The sequence below is a fragment of the Methanomicrobium sp. W14 genome, from assembly GCF_017875315.1.
Taxonomy (GTDB): domain Archaea; phylum Halobacteriota; class Methanomicrobia; order Methanomicrobiales; family Methanomicrobiaceae; genus Methanomicrobium.
The window spans coordinates 374,144-390,614 of the sequence record NZ_JAGGMM010000003.1; the positions used below are offsets into that span (position 1 = coordinate 374,144).

A 16,471-nucleotide genomic window follows, 5' to 3' on the forward strand; every position below is an offset into this window, starting at 1 on the left:
TATGGCAGTCTCTTAAAAGGAAGAGACCTGAAAACAATCAATATTAACGTTCAAGAGTTAGGGAATCCAGGATAAATAGATTGCTTTTTTAAAATATACCTTAAATATCTAGGATATACTAATAAGTACTTTATATATTAAAAATATATTATTTGGGGAAAACACAGAAAGTTTATATTATACATAAAAACCATTAGCTTCCGGCAATGTACTCCCGTTAACCAAGAGCCGTTCTGTTTTGTATATCTTATAATAGAGTATACAAAACCAAAAAAATTACAAAAAAAGATAATTTTTAACTGAAAATGCTGATAATTGCAGTTAAAATCCCGCCGTAGTCATAGGATACCAGAAGAATTACAAATGACAGCACTATCATAACGGCAAATACAGCAGGGTTCCACGACAGAATCTTTTTGCCGTCAAGGACACTTACAGGGAGAAGGTTGAAAAATGCAATCATCGAATTTACTGACAGACCTATAAGCCCTGTAAGAAACAGAATGCTGAATATTCCTGCCGAAACAGGGCCAAAAACCGCTGAAGCAATGATAAGCAAAAAGAAAGGCACACAAAGTATGAGGTTTGTAAGAGGACCTGCCAGTGAAATTATTCCGTTCTCCTCCTTTGTCATGACCCTTCCCTGCTGCGCATAGATTACTGTCGCACCGGGCGCTGCAAATACAACACCTACAAGCGCTGCAAGTGCAACTGCGACAAGAAGCATCTGGTTGTCCTTTCTAAACTCCGCCCAGTACCCGTATTTCATTGCCATGAACTTATGCGCAAGCTCATGCAGGAGAAAACCAAGGCCTACAGTTAAAAGCGATATGAAAAAATACAATGCAAATTGTGATACTGTCAGGCGGCCTCCCCTTATAAAAATAATCGTGAACGCGATGGCTATCGCCACCCATCCGATTAAAAGGTCATTTCTCTCCCTTTTGGGAATCTTAGATATAATATTTCCAAACATCTGTTACTCTATATTAGACTTTCAGCTATCATTATTTTTACCGCATTGAAATTTTTTTGAAGACATGACTGAATGTCCCGGTTCAGCCATCATTTTTTAGTGATAAACTGTGAAATTATTCTGTAATGGATTTGGAGTCTGCAAGAAACCGTATACAGAAAATAGATATGCAGATAATAGACCTGATTAAGAAAAGGCAGGAGTGTGCCCGGGACATCTGCAAAGGAAAGATTTGCGAAAAAATCCCGGTAAGGGATGAGGTGCAGAGAGATGCGGTTTTAAGAAGAGCCTTTAAAACTGCTGAAAAAGAAGGGCTTAACCCGGAACTTACCAGAAAAATATTTGAAATATTAATTGAGATGAACGAAGAGAAACAGACTGAACTTAATGAATAATCACCCGGAGTTTTCCGCGTTCACGGCCGAGATGATAATGTTTTCATCATCTATAAAGGCAGAAGAGAGAAGAATCTGAAGTTCACCTTTTCCCGAAGGGGAGAAAAGGCAAAGTTTAAAGTTTTTTACAAGTCCTTTTTCCCTCATCAGGCTGAAAAATTCGTCGCGAAGAGGGTCCTTCTTCCATACCGCCGTAAAAAGTTTTCCCGAGATACCGGATTTTTCAAGCCCGAAAACTTCCGCAAAGCTTTCGTTTACAATCTTTATCCTGAAATCAGGGTGGGTCAAAATGCATATTCCGACAGGGTTTTTAAAAAAAGCCTCGCGGAATATTTCAACGGATTTCTTCGCCTTAAACGGTCCGGGTGAAAACAGTCCTGACATTTCTGCGTACCTGCACATATTACAATTCAGACTTTCAAAAAAGACATTTTTTTTACAAAAAATATTGATCTTTTGATTATTTATTCGGAATCGCTGTTTTTTATCATCGTCCCTATACCCTCATGTGTGAAGAGCTCAATCAGTATCGTATGGTCATTGTTCCCGTTTATGATATGGGCATATTCAACGCCGTTTTCAATGCATTTTAGGCACGCCTGAAGTTTCGGGATCATCCCCCCCACTATAACTCCCTCATCTATAAGCCTGTAAGACTCCTCAGTCGTAAGGCGGTGATACGTCCTTGTCCTCTGGGCGTTCATCACGCCGTCGATATCTGAAAGGTTGATGAACTTATATGCCTGGAGCGCAACCGCGATGTCTCCGGCCGCAGTGTCGGCGTTGACATTGAGACACCTCCCCCTCCGGTCTATTGCAATAGGTGACACAACCGGGATATATCCCTTGTCAAGAAGTCCCGTCAGAAGTTCCGGGTTAATCTGTTCAATGTCACCCACGTGACCGAGGTCAACCTCCTCTTCTTTGTCCCCGACAAAGATCTTCTTTGCTCCTGCCTTTCTTGCAAACATGAGGTTTCCGTCCTGGCCGGCAAGTCCCACACCCTTTGCACCGAACTTGGTTATAAGGGAGACAATATTGCCGCGTATCTTTCCAACAAGCACCATCTGGGCAATTTCAAGGGTGTCGTTGTCAGTTATCCTTAAACCTGCGACAAACTTCGGCTCCTTTCCCATAGCCTTCATCTTTTCGGTTATTTCCGGCCCTCCGCCGTGGACCAGAACGACTCTCATCCCGACATAATGCAGAAGAACGACATCCTGTATCACGGTGTCAAGAACATCGGGGTCTACCATAGCATGACCGCCGAGCTTGATGACAATAGTCTTTCCGTGGAACTGCTGAATGTAGGGCAGAGCCTCCATCAGAATGTCAACACGCTTCATGTGGTATACTTCCCGTTTATCTCCACATACTTTTCGGTGAGGTCACACCCCCACGCCGTCGCCGAAAAACCTCCGTAGTCAAGGTCAAGTGTGAATATGACTTTTTTACCGTGCATAAGAGCCTTCGCTTCGGCTAAAGCTTCAGGGTGATACTTATTGTCTGCTAAAATTTCCCCTTTTTTTGCAAGAAGAACAGTCTTTTTGCCGTTTTCACCCGAGATGCTTACGGTAACGTTTTCAGGAGGGAATTCTACACCGGCACGTCCCGCAGCCGCAATAAGCCTTCCCCAGTTGGGGTCTTCACCGTAGACTGCCGTCTTTACAAGAGGAGAACCGACTATTGTTTTTGCAATTACCTCTGCGTCCTCCTCCGAAGGGGCGTTTGTTATGCGCACTTCAATCATCTTCGTCGCACCCTCACCGTCTTCAGCCATCTGCTTTGCAAGAGTTGTGCAGACCTCTTCAAGCGCGCCGCAAAACTCCTTATAGTCCACTTTTCCCTTAAGACCGGTAGCGGTCAGGAAAGCGGAGTCGTTTGTAGACGTGTCACCGTCCACGACAACACGGTTGAAGCTTCTCTTTGAAGCAGTCAAAAGAGCACGCTTAAGCTCGTCGGCAGTGAGTTCGGCGTCGGTATAGAGAAAAGCAAGCATAGTGCCCATATTTGGAGCAATCATACCACTGCCCTTGGCAATTCCGGCAACCGAAAAACCCTCGCGCCTGCACAGTGCGGTTTTCATAAGAAGGTCGGTTGTCATTATGGCCTTTGCGGCGTTTTCCTCCGACTTTTCGTCGTGACCGAGGTCTTTTGAGACGCGCCTGCACTGGTCCTCTATTATTTCCATATTGAGAAATCTTCCTATAACACCCGTACTTGCAACACCGATGTTTTCAGGGTCTGCAGAAAAGGCCTCCGCTGCAATCTCTGCCATCCTTTCGGCATCCTTCATGCCCTGTTCGCCGGTATAGACATTTGCATTTCCCGAATTCACAATAATGCCCTCGAGAAAACCCTTCTCAATCCTCCTCTTCATGAGAATAACAGGCGAAGCCATAAATTTGTTTTTCGTAAATACAGCCGCAGCAGTCCCCTTGGCCTTAATCAGCGCAAGCCCGTATTTTTTCTCCTTGATTCCTGCCGCATAGACTCCTTCAACTTCGCAGATACTATTCACTTCTCTAATCACTTCCTTCAGGTGTTTTTTCATTAAACAGACTTATTCCGCGTACTATGTCCTGCCGGGTCACTATTCCGACAAGCTTGTCATCACGAATAACAGGAAGACGTGCTATGCCTTCGTCCAGCATAAGCCTGGCTCCCTCCTCTATATCAGCACCGTCCTCTATTGATACGACGTCACTGCTCATAATATCCGAAACGGGACTTTCCCCGATATCCGAAAGGGCTTTTTTAGTCTTCTCCCAGTTTACGAACTCGCGTATAGGGACCTCTATAATCTCAAGAGGGGAGGGAAGCCACAGGTCGTCACTCAAATCGCCGGTTTCAAGAAGGGAGAGGATATCAGTCTCCGTTACAATACCGACAACCCTTTCGCCGTCCATTACGGGAAGCCCGCCTATTCTGTATTTTCTAAGAATACCTGCCGCTTCTCTCACCTTTGAATCGGCTTTAACCGTAACTGGGTCAGGAGTCATCACATCTTTAATCAGCATAGTCCAAAATCACTTCCTTAATTTTTTCAGGGGAAGACTGGCGCTGTCGTAAGGCCGTCTTTTTCGTCAAATCCACACATAATATTCATGTTCTGTATTGCCTGCCCGCTTGCGCCCTTAACAAGATTGTCAATTGCGGAGACAGCAACAACTCTCTTTCCGTCGCACTCAACCTTTATGTCACAGAAATTGCTTCCCCTGACGCCCCCGAGAGTGGGGTTCTGGAGGCGTACAAAGAATTCATTTTTGTACATATCATTATAGAGCTTTTCGGCTTCTTCCTGTGACATAGGATCGTCAAGGAGGATGTGGGCCGTTGTAAGAATACCACGGTTTACCGGCAGAAGGTGGGGTGTGAAATAGCACTGGGCTTTTGATCCGAGGAATTTTGCCTCCTGAATCATCTCCGGGAGATGACGATGGGTTGTCCATTTGTACGCTGAGAAATTGTCAGCAACGTTTGTGTACTGGTTTGCCGGGGTTGGGTTTACACCCGCACCTGACACACCTGTCTTCGAATCATATATTATTGTATTTGCAAACTTTGCAAGAGGTGCTGATGCAAGTGTCGCCCCCGTCGGAAAACATCCGGGGTTCGCCACGAACTGCGCTTTCTGTATCTCATCCCTGTGAAGCTCGCACAGACCGTAGGGGGCTTTGAAATAAGCTTTGTGGGAAACGCCGTAAGTCTTCTCGTAAACGTCCTTTGAAAGCCTGTAGTCCGCACTTAAATCCACGCACTTTATTCCCCTGTCCCTGAGAAGACCTGCGTAATTCATTGAAACCGTATGCGGAACCGCAAGAAAAACGAAGTCCGCATCTATATCGTTCACATCAGGGTTTGTAAATGAAAGATCTGTCAGACCACTCAGACCAGGGTGAAGTGAAGAAAGCGGCTTTCCCTCCTTCTTTCTGGATGTGACGCAGGTAACACATGCTTTTGAATGATGCAGAAGAAGACGGACAAGATCCCCTCCTGTATAACCCGACGCACCGATAATTGCAATATCCATAGGGAATAATATTGTATTCAGGCGGAATTAATTCTTTGTCCCGTAGCGCATATAGAGCCTGTCTGCTATTGTTTCAAGATTTTCGCGGTTTTCAAGGCCCAGAATTAAGTCTTCATCGATTGCTGAAGCCCCATACTGCGCTCCAAACCACGAACCGCATATAAACCCTATAGTATCTGTGTTTCCTCCCACTCCTGCCGCAAGGTACATCAGGTCAGGGTCATCGCCGAACTTTTGTATCAGGTAGTACGCCATAGGAAGAGTCTGGTAAACGCTTACATCGTTCCCGATTACAGATACCGACGATTCCAGACTTATATCCTCACGTGCTATCCTGAGAGCCTCACCTGTCTTCAGACCCAGATTATGATCCTCCAGAAAAGCGTTCTTCTGCGCTTCATGAAGGGGTTTTTCATCCCCGTCAAGGGTAGCCCGGATTAATGTCGCAAAGGATATTGCTGCGGCATGGGCACCGGGGTTTGTATGGGTGACTGCACATGCTTCGACAAGCTTCTCGCTCATCTCAACGATGTCATGAAAGGCAAGGGCAAAAGGAAGACCGAGAGGGATGCACCCAGATGTCGTCGAGTTGCACCCGAAATTTTCTTTTTTCGAGGACATATGACGACACGCTGTAACTACCGTTCCGTCAGGGAACCTCAGCTTTTTGTTTTCGTGAAGCCTCTGCAATTTTGAAGCGTAATTCTCAGGCGTGAAATTTCCGCTCACCAGAAGTTCGGCGCAGGCAAGCATTATCTGGGTATCATCCGTATAGCCGCCGGCAGGAAGAGAGGCGTTCGGGTGATTCCTCGGAGCTTTTTTAAACCCTTTTGTCATACTTTTCCCAAAGGCCGGAGGAGAAGTCTCATAGGGCATCCCGAGTGCATCACCTGCTGCCGCCCCAAGCACTGCACCCCTGTATTCGTTCTTCATTGGATAGTTTATTGAAAACTAACAGAGATTAATTCTTCGCAGGAGATAATAACAGAAAAAGACATTATGCAGGATAATTAAAAAACAATTTCAGGTATGATATACATATTTATTTAATGCAATAGAATTATAGATACATAACAATTCAAAAGTAACTTATTATATTTGAAGGTATATTTTTATGCTACATATTTTAATGGTTGATGAAGAACCGGAAATTCTTGAAATTGCCTCTATTTACCTCAAAAAATATAATGATTACTCTATTGAAAAAGCATACTCTGCAACAGAAGCACTCTCAAAATTATGCAATAATACTTACGATGCAATTGTTTCTGACTATGAAATGCCTGAAATGAACGGTCTTGACTTTCTAAGAAAAGTCCGCGATCTAAACCCGTTCATACCTTTTATAATATTTTCCGGGAAAGGAAGGGAGCAGGTTGTTCATGAGGCGTTTATGTACGGTGCTGACGGCTATGTCCAGAAAGGCAAAAACCCTGCATCCCAGTTTATCGAACTCAACCACCAGATAGATATTGCCTTCAAAAAAAGAAATGCCGAATGCGAACTTAAGATGAAAGAGCATGCCCTGGAGGTATCGTTCAACGGGATATTCCTGCTTGACGAAAAAGGATTTATAACATATATAAACAATGCAGCACTTCTGCTTCACAAATACAAATCAAAGGATGAAATAATAGGAGAAGAACTGTCCATGCTTTTTGACCCCATTAACTCCTGCCACAACAGGATAATACCCGGGCTTTCAGAAACCGGGCAATATTTTGGTGAGGTAAAGGGTTTAAAAAGCGACGGCAACAAATTTGATGCGCAGTTATCCATCATAAAAATATACAATAAGATGTCAAAGGAATCATACTATTTTGGCTCATATGTGGACATTACAGAAAAAAAAGAGGCCGAAAAGGCTCTTATGGAATTTCTGACGGAAGCTGCAAGAAGACTTAAGGAGCCTGTAAACCACATATGCAGAAATCTTTCTGAGGCCATCAACGATATTGAAAATGGGAAAGACCCGGAAATTATAAAAATGAAACTGTCCGTACAGCTGAAAAACTCCCAGCAGGTAATAGAAAACCTCAAAGAGCTGAACAAAGCCATTTCCAGGGGATTTGACTATATACCTGACGAATGCAGGGATTTCTTGACCAGGTGAGCTATTGTCTGATTTAAACGGAGTACTGTCTGATTTTGGGAACGGGCGCATTGTCCTCGCAATGGCTCCTGCAGAGGAGCTTATTGAGGCAAATTACAAGATAATAGAAGCCGTAGTCTCCAAAGGATACAGGGCGATTGTAATAACTGCAAACAATCCGTCTCCTCTGCTAAAGGATATGTACAAATCAAAAGGGCTCGACATCTCAAAAGTGTTTTTTATCGATGCAATAACAAAATATGCTCTTGGAAATCTGCCGTCAGACCTTGACAACTCGGTATTCGTAAACAATCCCGGAAACCTCACCGATGTAGGGATAGCATTGACCGAAATGCTCAAGGAAAATCCCGATGAGAAAACATGCGTTGTTGTGGATTCACTGAATACACTTCTTATATACCTTCCTACACCCACCCTTACAAAATTCATTCATTTTCTTTCAAGCAAACTGAGGCTAATGAAAAGTTTTGGGTTTTACCTTGCAGCGAAGGACTGCATGGACCCCATGCTTTCTGTGCAGCTGAAGACATTCTCGGATGAAAGCATAGAGATCTAAAAAATTTTACAAAAAATTCAATAATTAAAAAACACCTTAAAACAGGCCCTCTAAACAGATATCCATTTTTCCCCGGGGGGCAAAAAGAAGGTATTATTTTTCAGAGATTTTTTGGGATGATAAAAATATTTTTTATAAAACGAATTAAAGATCAGGTTTCTCTTCTTCGAAACCAGAAGCCTTTTCAGCTCTTGCCGTTTTTTCAAAGCACTCCGATGCCTCCCTGTACCTGCCGAGCTTTGTTAAGCATATGCCTTTACGGTATGAAGCTGCAGCATCCCCGGGATTCATGGACAAAACCTGATCATATGCCTCTATTGCAGCCTCATGCTTTCCAAGCTGCTCAAGTGCAAGGCCTTTGCCGTACCAGCTTGCAGAGGATGTCGAACCCATCTCTATCGAACGCTCGAACGATTTGCCGGCATCGTTGTACCTTCCCAGGTTGACGAGAAGCATGCCGCGTGCATCCCATAACGCCGGGTTTTTATGGTCAGTCTTTATTGCGGCCTCGTAGTTTGAAAGGGCCTCTTCATACTGCCCTATTCTCTCATAGGCATTTGCCTGAATAAGAAGAGCTCCTGAAAGTTCTGGTTTTTCTTTTAAGACACGCCCGATAAACCGCAGAACCTTTTCATATCCCCCCATATGCATCTGCGCCGTCGCACACTGGAAGAAGCTTTCGATATCACCTTCGGAGTCCTCAAGCGCAGCCGAATAGTTCTGAAGGCTCTCCTTGTATTTTCCCGCCTTAAGCAAAGACTCTGCGCACAAAAGAAGCGTCGCCTTGTCCTGATGATCTCCTTCGAGAGCTTTTTTGTAGCTTTCTGATGCCTTTTCGAACCTGCCAAGCCTGAAAAGCATGTCTCCCTTCATCCTGTTTGCGGTGTAATTGTCAGGGTAGTTTTCAGATATGCTGTCGCATGCCTCTATGCAGTCTTCGTACCTCCCCATAACAGCAAGGACTTTTGCAAGCTTAATCCATGTGTTGAGGTCTTTTTCATTGTCTTCAAGCACTGCGGCGTAATGGCCTGCAGCGAGCTCGAAGTCCCCGGTTTTTTCGCACAGTGACGCAACTTCAAGTCTTGCAGCTATGTCGTCATCGTCAGTCTCCAGAAAATTCCCGAACTCCTTTACAGCCTCTTTGGTCCTCTTTGCTCCTGAAAGGGCAAACGGATAATTGCGTTTTGCAACTTTATTTTCAGGTGAAAGTTCAAGAATCCTCTCAAAAACATCACAGGCATTGCTGAAATCCCCCACTTCAAGCATCAAAAGGGCCTGGTCAAGAAGTATACCCGTGTTGCCGGGGTTTAACCCGGCAGCTTTCTGGAACGATTTTGAAGCTTTTTCAAGACTTCCTGTACGCCTGAGGGTTATTCCAAGCTCCCTCCATCCGGCCGCATCTTCACGGTTTGCACGTACGTAATGTTCGAAAGCTTTTGAGGCTTCCTCATACCGTCCAAGAAGCTTCAGGCTGTTTGCAAGCGAGAGGGAAAGACCTTCCCTCTCCGGGTCAATCTCAAAGGCTGCCGAATATGCCTCAACAGAGCCCTCGATATTCCCTGACTTTTCATAAATTTCAGCTTTCTGACAGAGCAGAAAAGAGTCCGCAACCCCTGCGCTTTCAAGGTTCTCTATTGCGGATACGGCTTCATCGTACCTGCCTGTCATATCAAGAGCGGTGATATAATTCCTCCATGCACTGACATCACTTCCACCCTTCTGCATAATCGGCTCAAGGATTTCAAGCGCCTGATCATAGTCCCCTTCGGACATTAAAATCTCCGCCTTTTTGCTTCTTACCGAATCGTCGCCTGGAGCTTTTGACAAAATAATATCCATACCTTCAAGGGCTTTTTCAAAAAGACCCATTTTAAGCCTGGCTTCAGTAAGTTTTTGCCATGCCCCCACATTGGAAGGGTCTGATTCCACGACCTTTTCAAAGCATGAAGCCGCCTTTTCGCTGTCCCCGATATGCATCAGGGTATTGCCCTTTTTCTCCCACAGGGCAGTTTCATCCGGAAATTTTTCCAGAACATGATTTATGGATTCGGCTGCACCGGCGTATTCTCCAAGGCTTATAAGAGCATCAGCCCTGTTGCGCCACGCATTGATGTTGTCAGGCCGGGACTCGACAAGTTTGGAGAAGCATGTAAACGCTTCCTCGAATCTCCCAAGGTGCATAAGCGCTTCTCCCTGCATCTCAAGCATTCTTGACTCTTTTACATCAATGTTGAGCTTTGACTGGACATCTGCCGCCTGTTTTTCAAAAAGGCTTAAGTCTATATTATTGTTTATCCAGTTGACACCGCCGTCGGCACTACCTTTCATCACATGTTCAAAGCTGTTCATCACGTCGTTGTACCTGCCAAGCTTTGAAAGGCACATTCCTCTCTGGTACCATGCAGCGGAACTGTCAGGGGCGTATTTCAGTATATTGTCAAAGCACACGACAGAACGTTCATACTCTCCCATATGCTCGAGTGAGATTCCCATCATGTGCCATGCCGATATATCCGCGGGGTTCTTTTTCAGGACAATCTCAAGGGAGAAAACAGCCTCAGAATATAAACCGCTCCAGACAAGGTTTACTGCCCTGTTGAATGCGGCGACTGCATCAGGTGGCATGTCAGGACCTGCGTTCCTGTAGATTTCGGCAGCTTCAAAGTATCTGCCAAGTCTTTCACACAAAGAAGCCTTGTGGTAGACAGCAGACGTATCCGATGGGGCGGTCCTTAAGGCGACATCGTAAAATCCAAGGGCTTCCTCGGATTTTCCAAGTTTTTCAAGGACTTCACCCATTTTTATCATTACAAATACATTTTCGGAGTCTGATGAAAGGACCTTTCCAAACACTTCCACGGCCTTGTCAAAATCGCCTGTTCTCATACAGAGAGTGCCAAGCTTTTCCATTACATCAACGTTTGAAGGCTCAAGTCCGAGGATGTTTTCACAACATTCCGCTGCACCGGCGAAATTGCCAAGATATTCGAAGGAGTCTGCTTTTTTGTACCAGATATCCAGTACAGACGGGTCCGATGAAAGCACCTTGTCAAAACACTGCACTGCACTGGAAAAGTCCCTCGATTCGTAAAGGGAATTTCCAAGTGCCTGCCATGCATTCATATTTTCAGGCGATGCCGCGACAGCCCGCTTGAAGTATTTTTCAGCTTCGTCAAATTTTGAAAGGTGCATAAGCGCTGTGCCCATTCTGTAGCATAAAGATCCGTTTTCAGGCTCAATTTCCAGAGCTTTTTCGAGATTCTTTACTGCACCCGCATATTTCCCCTGATCAAAAAGTGATGCAGCCTTGTCAATCCAGGGGTTTGGATTACTCCCCTGCCCTTTTATTCTGTCAAAGATCGCCATAATAGTGCAGACTCCTAAAGCTTTTTCTTATCCGGGTTTATCTATGTATTTTAGGCATCATAATATTGGCGCCTGAAATATAATCTTTAATGTTTACTCTTATGAAGAAAAATAACTTGCCTCAGACAGACTGAATGAACAGCCGGCATAAAAAACATCAGGATTTCTGTTTTGACAGTGATTTTGAAAAAAATAAATCCGTATAAGCGTTAAAGTGAAACAGTTGAAAACAGATAAAACCATTTATATTTCCATTTAAGGCCAAAAAGCCGTGCCATGATGGATGTCGGCCGGAATTTAAGAACCCTTTATGGGGGGGAAACATTTAGGATTCTTCTGGGGGGGGAAAATCTTCCGGCATCCCTTACCAGGGCAATTCCTTGCATTGAGGCAAACTGTATCCGTTAAGTGATGATGGGGTTTTGGGGGGATTGATCATGGGGATTAACGAATAACTTATTGTGTCAAATTATTGTGTCAGTTTACTTATGCATGCCAGGGATAAGGTGTTACACATCCTCATGCACAAAAATAATGTTGACTCAATACTATATATACATTTTGTTATTGGATAATCTATAGGATTGATCAACACAGAATTGCTGTATTTATCCATTTCCCAAATGCCTTTATATGTTGCAAAAGAATAACCTTTAAAATATAATGATTCCTGACAGTCCCGAGAATGCAGCAATACTAAATCTTCTGAAAAAAAATCCACGTGGGATGTCACTGAGGCAGATATCAGAAGCTATAGGGATGAACAGAATAACTGCGGCAAGATATCTGGATGTTCTCAAAACGGCGGGAATGGTTGATATGAAGCCATATGGTCAGGCGAAAGTGTATTTTCTTTCAAAAAGGGTCCCTGTATCCGCAATGCTTGATTTCACTTCAGACCTGGTCCTTATAGTAGGATGCGACGACAGAATACTCAACGCAAACAAGCCGCTTTTGGATTTCCTTGACAGAAGTCTTGATGAAGTCACCGGCCTTTACCCTGATGAACTTTTTACGACAAAGAAAGGTGAAAGAGACATTATTTCGGGGATTTCAGAGGCTTTTTCAGGCAATATAATCGCTGAAGAGATATTTATAAAAAAGAAAAACAAAGTCAGATGTTTTTTCATGAAAATCATCCCGGTGGTCTTCTACGACGGGCAGCCGGGTCTTGCTGTCATACTTAAGGACAACACCGAAAGAAAAAAATTTGAGGATATCGTAGACCTCCAGAAAGACCTTGGCTGGAAGCTTTCATCGGCAATAACCTACCATGACGCACTTCCACTTTCGCTTAAGACAGTAATGGCTATTCTGAATATGGAATCCGGCGGAATTTACCTTGTAAACGATACGACAGGGGACCTTGATCTTTTCCTGCCTGACGGGAGTGAAACGAGATTCTTGAATATATACCGTAAAATAGAGAAGGATTCTGCATTCTACAATATCATATCAGAAAGAAATTACTACCTTAACAGCAATGATTTTGATATATTCCCCCCGAATGAAGTAAATAACCTTGAAAAAAGGAAAATCTTATCAATAGCCATAATATCAGTCAAGAGCAGGGACCAGTTCTTCGCTGCAATAATACTGGTGTCAAAAAAGAAGACTGAATTCGAAAAATGGCTTATCGCGGAGGCAGAGTCCGCGGCTGCAATCACCGCAAACGTAATCATAAGGATAAAAGCCCTTGAAAAGCTTAAAAACAGTGAGAACCGGTATAAAATGCTTTTTAACCATACAAACGACACAGTAATTCCGGGAAGCAGTGAAGGTGACAAAAATACGCAGGACAGACAGGATATCTGAAAGAATTTAGGGGCAATAAAAAATCCTTTATTCAATTAATAAAACCAGATACAGACTTTTTGCAGAATCATCGTTAAAATATAATTTGGACTTCAAAAATGGACTGGTGCAATAAAAACCTTGAGAATATTCTGGACGAGACGTGCGAAATGCACCACCTCAACGAACTGCTATTAAAACGCTCGGAAAACAAAAGGGGCGCCACGGCAGATGACATACTGAACAATATAATCCATCCCACACTTGATGACCTTGAGTATTATCTCAGGTATTATCTGCACGAGGACACAACAAAAGAGGAGCTCAAAAGGATAATCTTTGAATGGATTGAAGCCCAGAAAGGCAGATAATCATACCAAAACCGCTTTTTTCAGTGTAATTATTATTTTAAGGCCGCTTTTATAGTCCCCTTCCTTTGCATCCTTCGCCTCAATCTTTCCGCCGTAAGCATCGGCAATAAGCCAGCAGAGCCCGAGACCAAGACCCCTGCCCTTTCTGCTGTTGTTTTCGGGCTGAAATCTTGAGAACAGGGTACTTTTCCGGCTGTCAGGAATTCCCGGGCCGTCGTCGGTCACGGAAATTTCAATGAGTTCACCCTTTTCGGCTGCATTCACGTCAATTACGGCATTACCTTTTGAAAAGGCAAGGCTGTTTTCGAATATGTAACAAAAAAGATCACAAAGAAATACCCCCGCCATGACATAAATCCCGTTAGGACTATAATTCACTTTGATTCCAAGTTTTTTCCCGGCGTCATCTACAGATTTGTCAAGAGAGCACACTACAGGTGTATTATCAATGCTGTGAATCTCCCTTACCTTTATCACTTTATCGATGATGTTGCTGCTCTGCTTTATCCCGGCCAGCATCTTGTCAAAATACGGCCTGTCATCTTCAGTTATATTCTCTCCAAGAAGCTCCGCAAAACCCTGCGCTGCGGTATTTGCATTGTTGATGTCATGCGCCATTATGTCTATGTAAAGGTTTGCCTCATCGTTTGCTGTTTTAAGCTCCCCGTTGAGACTCATTATCTTTTCAGCATCCGTTTTCCTTTCCGTAATATCGGTAAGGGTCATAACGATTTTTCCGCCGGGTATATTCGATGCTGATACAAGGGCATATCCATCATTTCCGTCTTTCGCACGGATTTTCATCTCGTAATTTTCAACCGAATTTCTCTCGTAAAAATTTGAAAGAAATTCGTCGCACGAATCCATGTTACCACACAGTTCGGCAATACTCTTTTCTGATTCGGAAAAACCCCATCTGTCAAGGAGAGATGAAAATTTTTTATTCATCTCGATTATTTTTCCTGAGTCCTTTTCAGCAACGCATATGCCGTTTTCCGAGTAATCGAAAAGAGTCCTGAACTTTATTCTGTCAGACATGAGTCTGTCGGAAATTACCGAAACAACGACAGAAATACTTACATATACGTAGAACTGCATCGTAGCCGAGACAATCCCGTAAATGTCAGGTGATATAAAAATATACGCAAATGCAAGGTATAAGACCGAAAGAACTGTGGATATTACAACCCCCCTTCTGGGGTAGAGAAAAGAGATGATTATTACAGGGAAATAGAAAATATGAGACAATACCATAATCGTATTTTCAAAAATTATCTGGTAGGTAATCTCCATCATCAGAAACAACAGGATTACAACCGCAACAGACAGATAAGTTGCAAAAGTTTCGTTTTCAAAGGCTTTTGAAAGAGTATATTTATGCATCCTGCTTTCTCTATTGGCAGTTTTATCAATAAACTTTTTTAATTGCAACTTTTCAGACTGCTTGCTTAGATGAAAAGACGATGCAAAGGCGTACAGGTCAAAAAAAGACAGTTAAATGTTTTTCCCCTTAGAAGCGCCAAAGCCGTCACTTCAAAAGGGAGTAGGCATATTTTATCAGGCCGTAAACACCATCTGTTGAAGGGTGAACTTCGACGAAATCTTCAAAGTCAGATACATTAAGGCCCTTCTCCATCAGATATCCCATATACGCCGCAACGACTGAAGATGAGGGAGAGCCGAGATACATCCCCTTAATGTCACCGGACTTTCTGTCGACGTTAATCATTGCATTTCCGGTGTTCTTTTCAGGAACCGACCAGAAGGAGCCGGGTCCTGAAGGCGAGGGAATACTAACAGAACTCGTATTTTCAGTATTCCCGTTACAGTATGAGTGTTCATAAAACAGTTTCAGGGACTGCGGGATATATTCCGGAATTTTTAAGGGTTTTTCCCCAAGGATGCTTCTTGCAGCGTTTATTCCCTGCATTCTTGCATAAGGTGTCATGAAAACTCTTCCCGTGACATCACCCGCGGCATAGACTCCTTTGCAGTTTGTCCTGTAGCCTTCGTCTATTATAATCTCTCCGTGCTCCCCTTTCTTTATACCAGTGATATTGCCAGTATTGGGAGTCAGGCCGGATGCAAAAAGAACAGCATCACATTTAAATTCCATTTTTTCTCCACCGCTTTCAAGAAAAACCGATTCTGCCCTTTCCTTACCGGATATATTTCTTACCAGCGTGTACTCTTTTATCGAGACTTTATGCAGGTCTTTTAAGGCCGATCTTCTGAGAAGGTCTGGTTTGCCCCTTAAAAACTGACTTCTTGAAGCAACGGTCACATCTGAGCCGAACATTGAAAATATATAGGAATATTCGGCTGCAATTACACCGCCTCCCACTATCACCAGTTTTTTGGGGATATTTCTCATATTAAATATTGTATGCGGGGTATAAACCCCGGGAAGATTGCTATTTGGGATATCCGGAACAAAAGGTTTTGATCCTGTCGCAATAAGAACGCTTTCGGAGGATAAGATTTCGCCGTTGACTGTAACTGTACTGCCGTCAACAAACGCTTCTGCATCAGTTACGCTAACACCTGCACCCTTTGTCTCCCTGTCAAGAATATCTGATATCTTGGCCTGTATATTATTCATCTCATCCCAAAGGTCAGGAAGGGATACCCCGGGGTGATTTTTAAGAACATTCAGGCGGCCGAGTTTCTCAGACTCGTCAATAAGCCTGGCACAGTCATTCAGGCCGCATATAACCATACAGCCCTGGTGAAGACACTGACCGCCGAGTTTCCCTCTTCTTTCAATAAGACGTACCTCTTCACCTGCCCCTGCAAGGTGTATTGCAGCAAACCTTCCGGCAGGTCCTCCTCCTATAACTGTTATCATTAATTCAAAACCCTCCAAA

15 protein-coding genes are annotated in these 16,471 nt (G+C 43.7%); 5 read left to right on the top strand and 10 right to left on the bottom strand.

The annotated features are described in order from the left end of the window. Nucleotides 1-295: 295 nt before the first annotated feature. Nucleotides 296-976, bottom strand: a complete 681-nt coding sequence (locus J2128_RS11100; RefSeq protein WP_209691501.1) for a peptidase M50 — start codon at nucleotides 974-976, stop codon at nucleotides 296-298. Nucleotides 977-1,101: 125 nt separating this feature from the next. On the opposite strand from J2128_RS11100, the gene J2128_RS11105 reads away from it, so the two are divergent. Continuing rightward, nucleotides 1,102-1,371, top strand: coding sequence for a chorismate mutase (locus tag J2128_RS11105; protein WP_209691502.1), 270 nt, complete (start codon nucleotides 1,102-1,104; stop codon nucleotides 1,369-1,371). Here the strand turns inward: J2128_RS11105 and J2128_RS11110 are convergent, their stop codons facing one another. The 6 genes from J2128_RS11110 to J2128_RS11135 all read right to left on the bottom strand — a co-directional run bounded on the left by J2128_RS11110 (nucleotide 1,372) and on the right by J2128_RS11135 (nucleotide 6,337). Continuing rightward, nucleotides 1,372-1,755: a PAS domain-containing protein gene (locus J2128_RS11110; RefSeq protein ID WP_209691503.1), complete on the bottom strand. Its 384-nt coding sequence runs from the start codon at nucleotides 1,753-1,755 to the stop codon at nucleotides 1,372-1,374. A gap of 80 nt (nucleotides 1,756-1,835) precedes the next feature. Next, nucleotides 1,836-2,717, bottom strand: a complete 882-nt coding sequence (gene argB / locus J2128_RS11115) for an acetylglutamate kinase (RefSeq protein ID WP_209691504.1) — start codon at nucleotides 2,715-2,717, stop codon at nucleotides 1,836-1,838. After that, nucleotides 2,714-3,892, bottom strand: a complete 1,179-nt coding sequence (argJ, locus tag J2128_RS11120; protein ID WP_209691723.1) for a bifunctional ornithine acetyltransferase/N-acetylglutamate synthase — start codon at nucleotides 3,890-3,892, stop codon at nucleotides 2,714-2,716. The genes argB and argJ overlap by 4 nt, the downstream gene beginning before the upstream one ends. A gap of 4 nt (nucleotides 3,893-3,896) precedes the next feature. Next, nucleotides 3,897-4,391: a CBS domain-containing protein gene (locus J2128_RS11125; protein ID WP_209691505.1), complete on the bottom strand. Its 495-nt coding sequence runs from the start codon at nucleotides 4,389-4,391 to the stop codon at nucleotides 3,897-3,899. A gap of 26 nt (nucleotides 4,392-4,417) precedes the next feature. Then, nucleotides 4,418-5,404 carry an N-acetyl-gamma-glutamyl-phosphate reductase gene (argC, locus tag J2128_RS11130; RefSeq protein ID WP_209691506.1) on the bottom strand — a complete coding sequence of 329 codons (987 nt, stop codon included), beginning with the start codon at nucleotides 5,402-5,404 and terminating at the stop codon, nucleotides 4,418-4,420. Nucleotides 5,405-5,431: 27 nt separating this feature from the next. Continuing rightward, nucleotides 5,432-6,337, bottom strand: a complete 906-nt coding sequence (locus J2128_RS11135) for an ADP-ribosylglycohydrolase family protein (protein WP_209691507.1) — start codon at nucleotides 6,335-6,337, stop codon at nucleotides 5,432-5,434. A gap of 196 nt (nucleotides 6,338-6,533) precedes the next feature. Here J2128_RS11135 and J2128_RS11140 point away from each other — a divergent pair, with 196 nt between their 5' ends. Together J2128_RS11140 and J2128_RS11145 are read left to right on the top strand one after the other, a co-directional pair. After that, the gene (locus J2128_RS11140; protein WP_209691508.1) at nucleotides 6,534-7,517 is read left to right on the top strand and encodes a response regulator; all 984 of its coding nucleotides are present in this window, start codon (nucleotides 6,534-6,536) and stop codon (nucleotides 7,515-7,517) included. A gap of 4 nt (nucleotides 7,518-7,521) precedes the next feature. Beyond that, nucleotides 7,522-8,073 carry a hypothetical protein gene (locus tag J2128_RS11145; RefSeq protein ID WP_209691509.1) on the top strand — a complete coding sequence of 184 codons (552 nt, stop codon included), beginning with the start codon at nucleotides 7,522-7,524 and terminating at the stop codon, nucleotides 8,071-8,073. A gap of 144 nt (nucleotides 8,074-8,217) precedes the next feature. On the opposite strand, the gene J2128_RS11150 is transcribed toward J2128_RS11145, so the two are convergent. Next, nucleotides 8,218-11,439 carry a tetratricopeptide repeat protein gene (locus J2128_RS11150; protein ID WP_209691510.1) on the bottom strand — a complete coding sequence of 1,074 codons (3,222 nt, stop codon included), beginning with the start codon at nucleotides 11,437-11,439 and terminating at the stop codon, nucleotides 8,218-8,220. A 663-nt stretch (nucleotides 11,440-12,102) separates the two neighbouring features. Here J2128_RS11150 and J2128_RS11155 point away from each other — a divergent pair. Both J2128_RS11155 and J2128_RS11160 read left to right on the top strand, forming a co-directional pair. After that, on the top strand, nucleotides 12,103-13,254 hold the full coding sequence (locus tag J2128_RS11155; RefSeq protein ID WP_209691511.1) for a helix-turn-helix domain-containing protein: 1,152 nt from the start codon (nucleotides 12,103-12,105) through the stop codon (nucleotides 13,252-13,254). Between the two features lie 98 nt (nucleotides 13,255-13,352). Further along, a complete protein-coding gene (locus J2128_RS11160) occupies nucleotides 13,353-13,604 on the top strand; it encodes a hypothetical protein (protein WP_209691512.1) in 252 nt (83 codons plus the stop codon). On the opposite strand, the gene J2128_RS11165 is transcribed toward J2128_RS11160, so the two are convergent. Together J2128_RS11165 and J2128_RS11170 are read right to left on the bottom strand one after the other, a co-directional pair. Next, the gene (locus J2128_RS11165; protein ID WP_209691513.1) at nucleotides 13,605-14,987 is read right to left on the bottom strand and encodes an ATP-binding protein; all 1,383 of its coding nucleotides are present in this window, start codon (nucleotides 14,985-14,987) and stop codon (nucleotides 13,605-13,607) included. 145 nt (nucleotides 14,988-15,132) lie between these two features. Continuing rightward, nucleotides 15,133-16,452: an NAD(P)/FAD-dependent oxidoreductase gene (locus J2128_RS11170; RefSeq protein WP_209691514.1), complete on the bottom strand. Its 1,320-nt coding sequence runs from the start codon at nucleotides 16,450-16,452 to the stop codon at nucleotides 15,133-15,135. Nucleotides 16,453-16,471 lie beyond the last annotated feature (19 nt).

What these genes read in the sequence shown, in the direction of transcription:
- J2128_RS11100 (WP_209691501.1), bottom strand. Translation starts at nt 976, where the DNA reads ATGTTTGGAAATATTATATCTAAGATTCCCAAAAGGGAGAGAAATGAC.
- J2128_RS11110 (WP_209691503.1), bottom strand. Translation starts at nt 1,755, where the DNA reads ATGTCAGGACTGTTTTCACCCGGACCGTTTAAGGCGAAGAAATCCGTT.
- J2128_RS11135 (WP_209691507.1), bottom strand. Translation starts at nt 6,337, where the DNA reads ATGAAGAACGAATACAGGGGTGCAGTGCTTGGGGCGGCAGCAGGTGAT.
- J2128_RS11125 (WP_209691505.1), bottom strand. Translation starts at nt 4,391, where the DNA reads ATGCTGATTAAAGATGTGATGACTCCTGACCCAGTTACGGTTAAAGCC.
- J2128_RS11170 (WP_209691514.1), bottom strand. Translation starts at nt 16,452, where the DNA reads ATGATAACAGTTATAGGAGGAGGACCTGCCGGAAGGTTTGCTGCAATA.
- J2128_RS11155 (WP_209691511.1), top strand. Translation starts at nt 12,103, where the DNA reads ATGATTCCTGACAGTCCCGAGAATGCAGCAATACTAAATCTTCTGAAA.
- J2128_RS11105 (WP_209691502.1), top strand. Translation starts at nt 1,102, where the DNA reads ATGGATTTGGAGTCTGCAAGAAACCGTATACAGAAAATAGATATGCAG.
- J2128_RS11160 (WP_209691512.1), top strand. Translation starts at nt 13,353, where the DNA reads ATGGACTGGTGCAATAAAAACCTTGAGAATATTCTGGACGAGACGTGC.
- J2128_RS11165 (WP_209691513.1), bottom strand. Translation starts at nt 14,987, where the DNA reads ATGCATAAATATACTCTTTCAAAAGCCTTTGAAAACGAAACTTTTGCA.
- argC (WP_209691506.1), bottom strand. Translation starts at nt 5,404, where the DNA reads ATGGATATTGCAATTATCGGTGCGTCGGGTTATACAGGAGGGGATCTT.
- argB (WP_209691504.1), bottom strand. Translation starts at nt 2,717, where the DNA reads ATGAAGCGTGTTGACATTCTGATGGAGGCTCTGCCCTACATTCAGCAG.
- J2128_RS11140 (WP_209691508.1), top strand. Translation starts at nt 6,534, where the DNA reads ATGGTTGATGAAGAACCGGAAATTCTTGAAATTGCCTCTATTTACCTC.
- J2128_RS11150 (WP_209691510.1), bottom strand. Translation starts at nt 11,439, where the DNA reads ATGGCGATCTTTGACAGAATAAAAGGGCAGGGGAGTAATCCAAACCCC.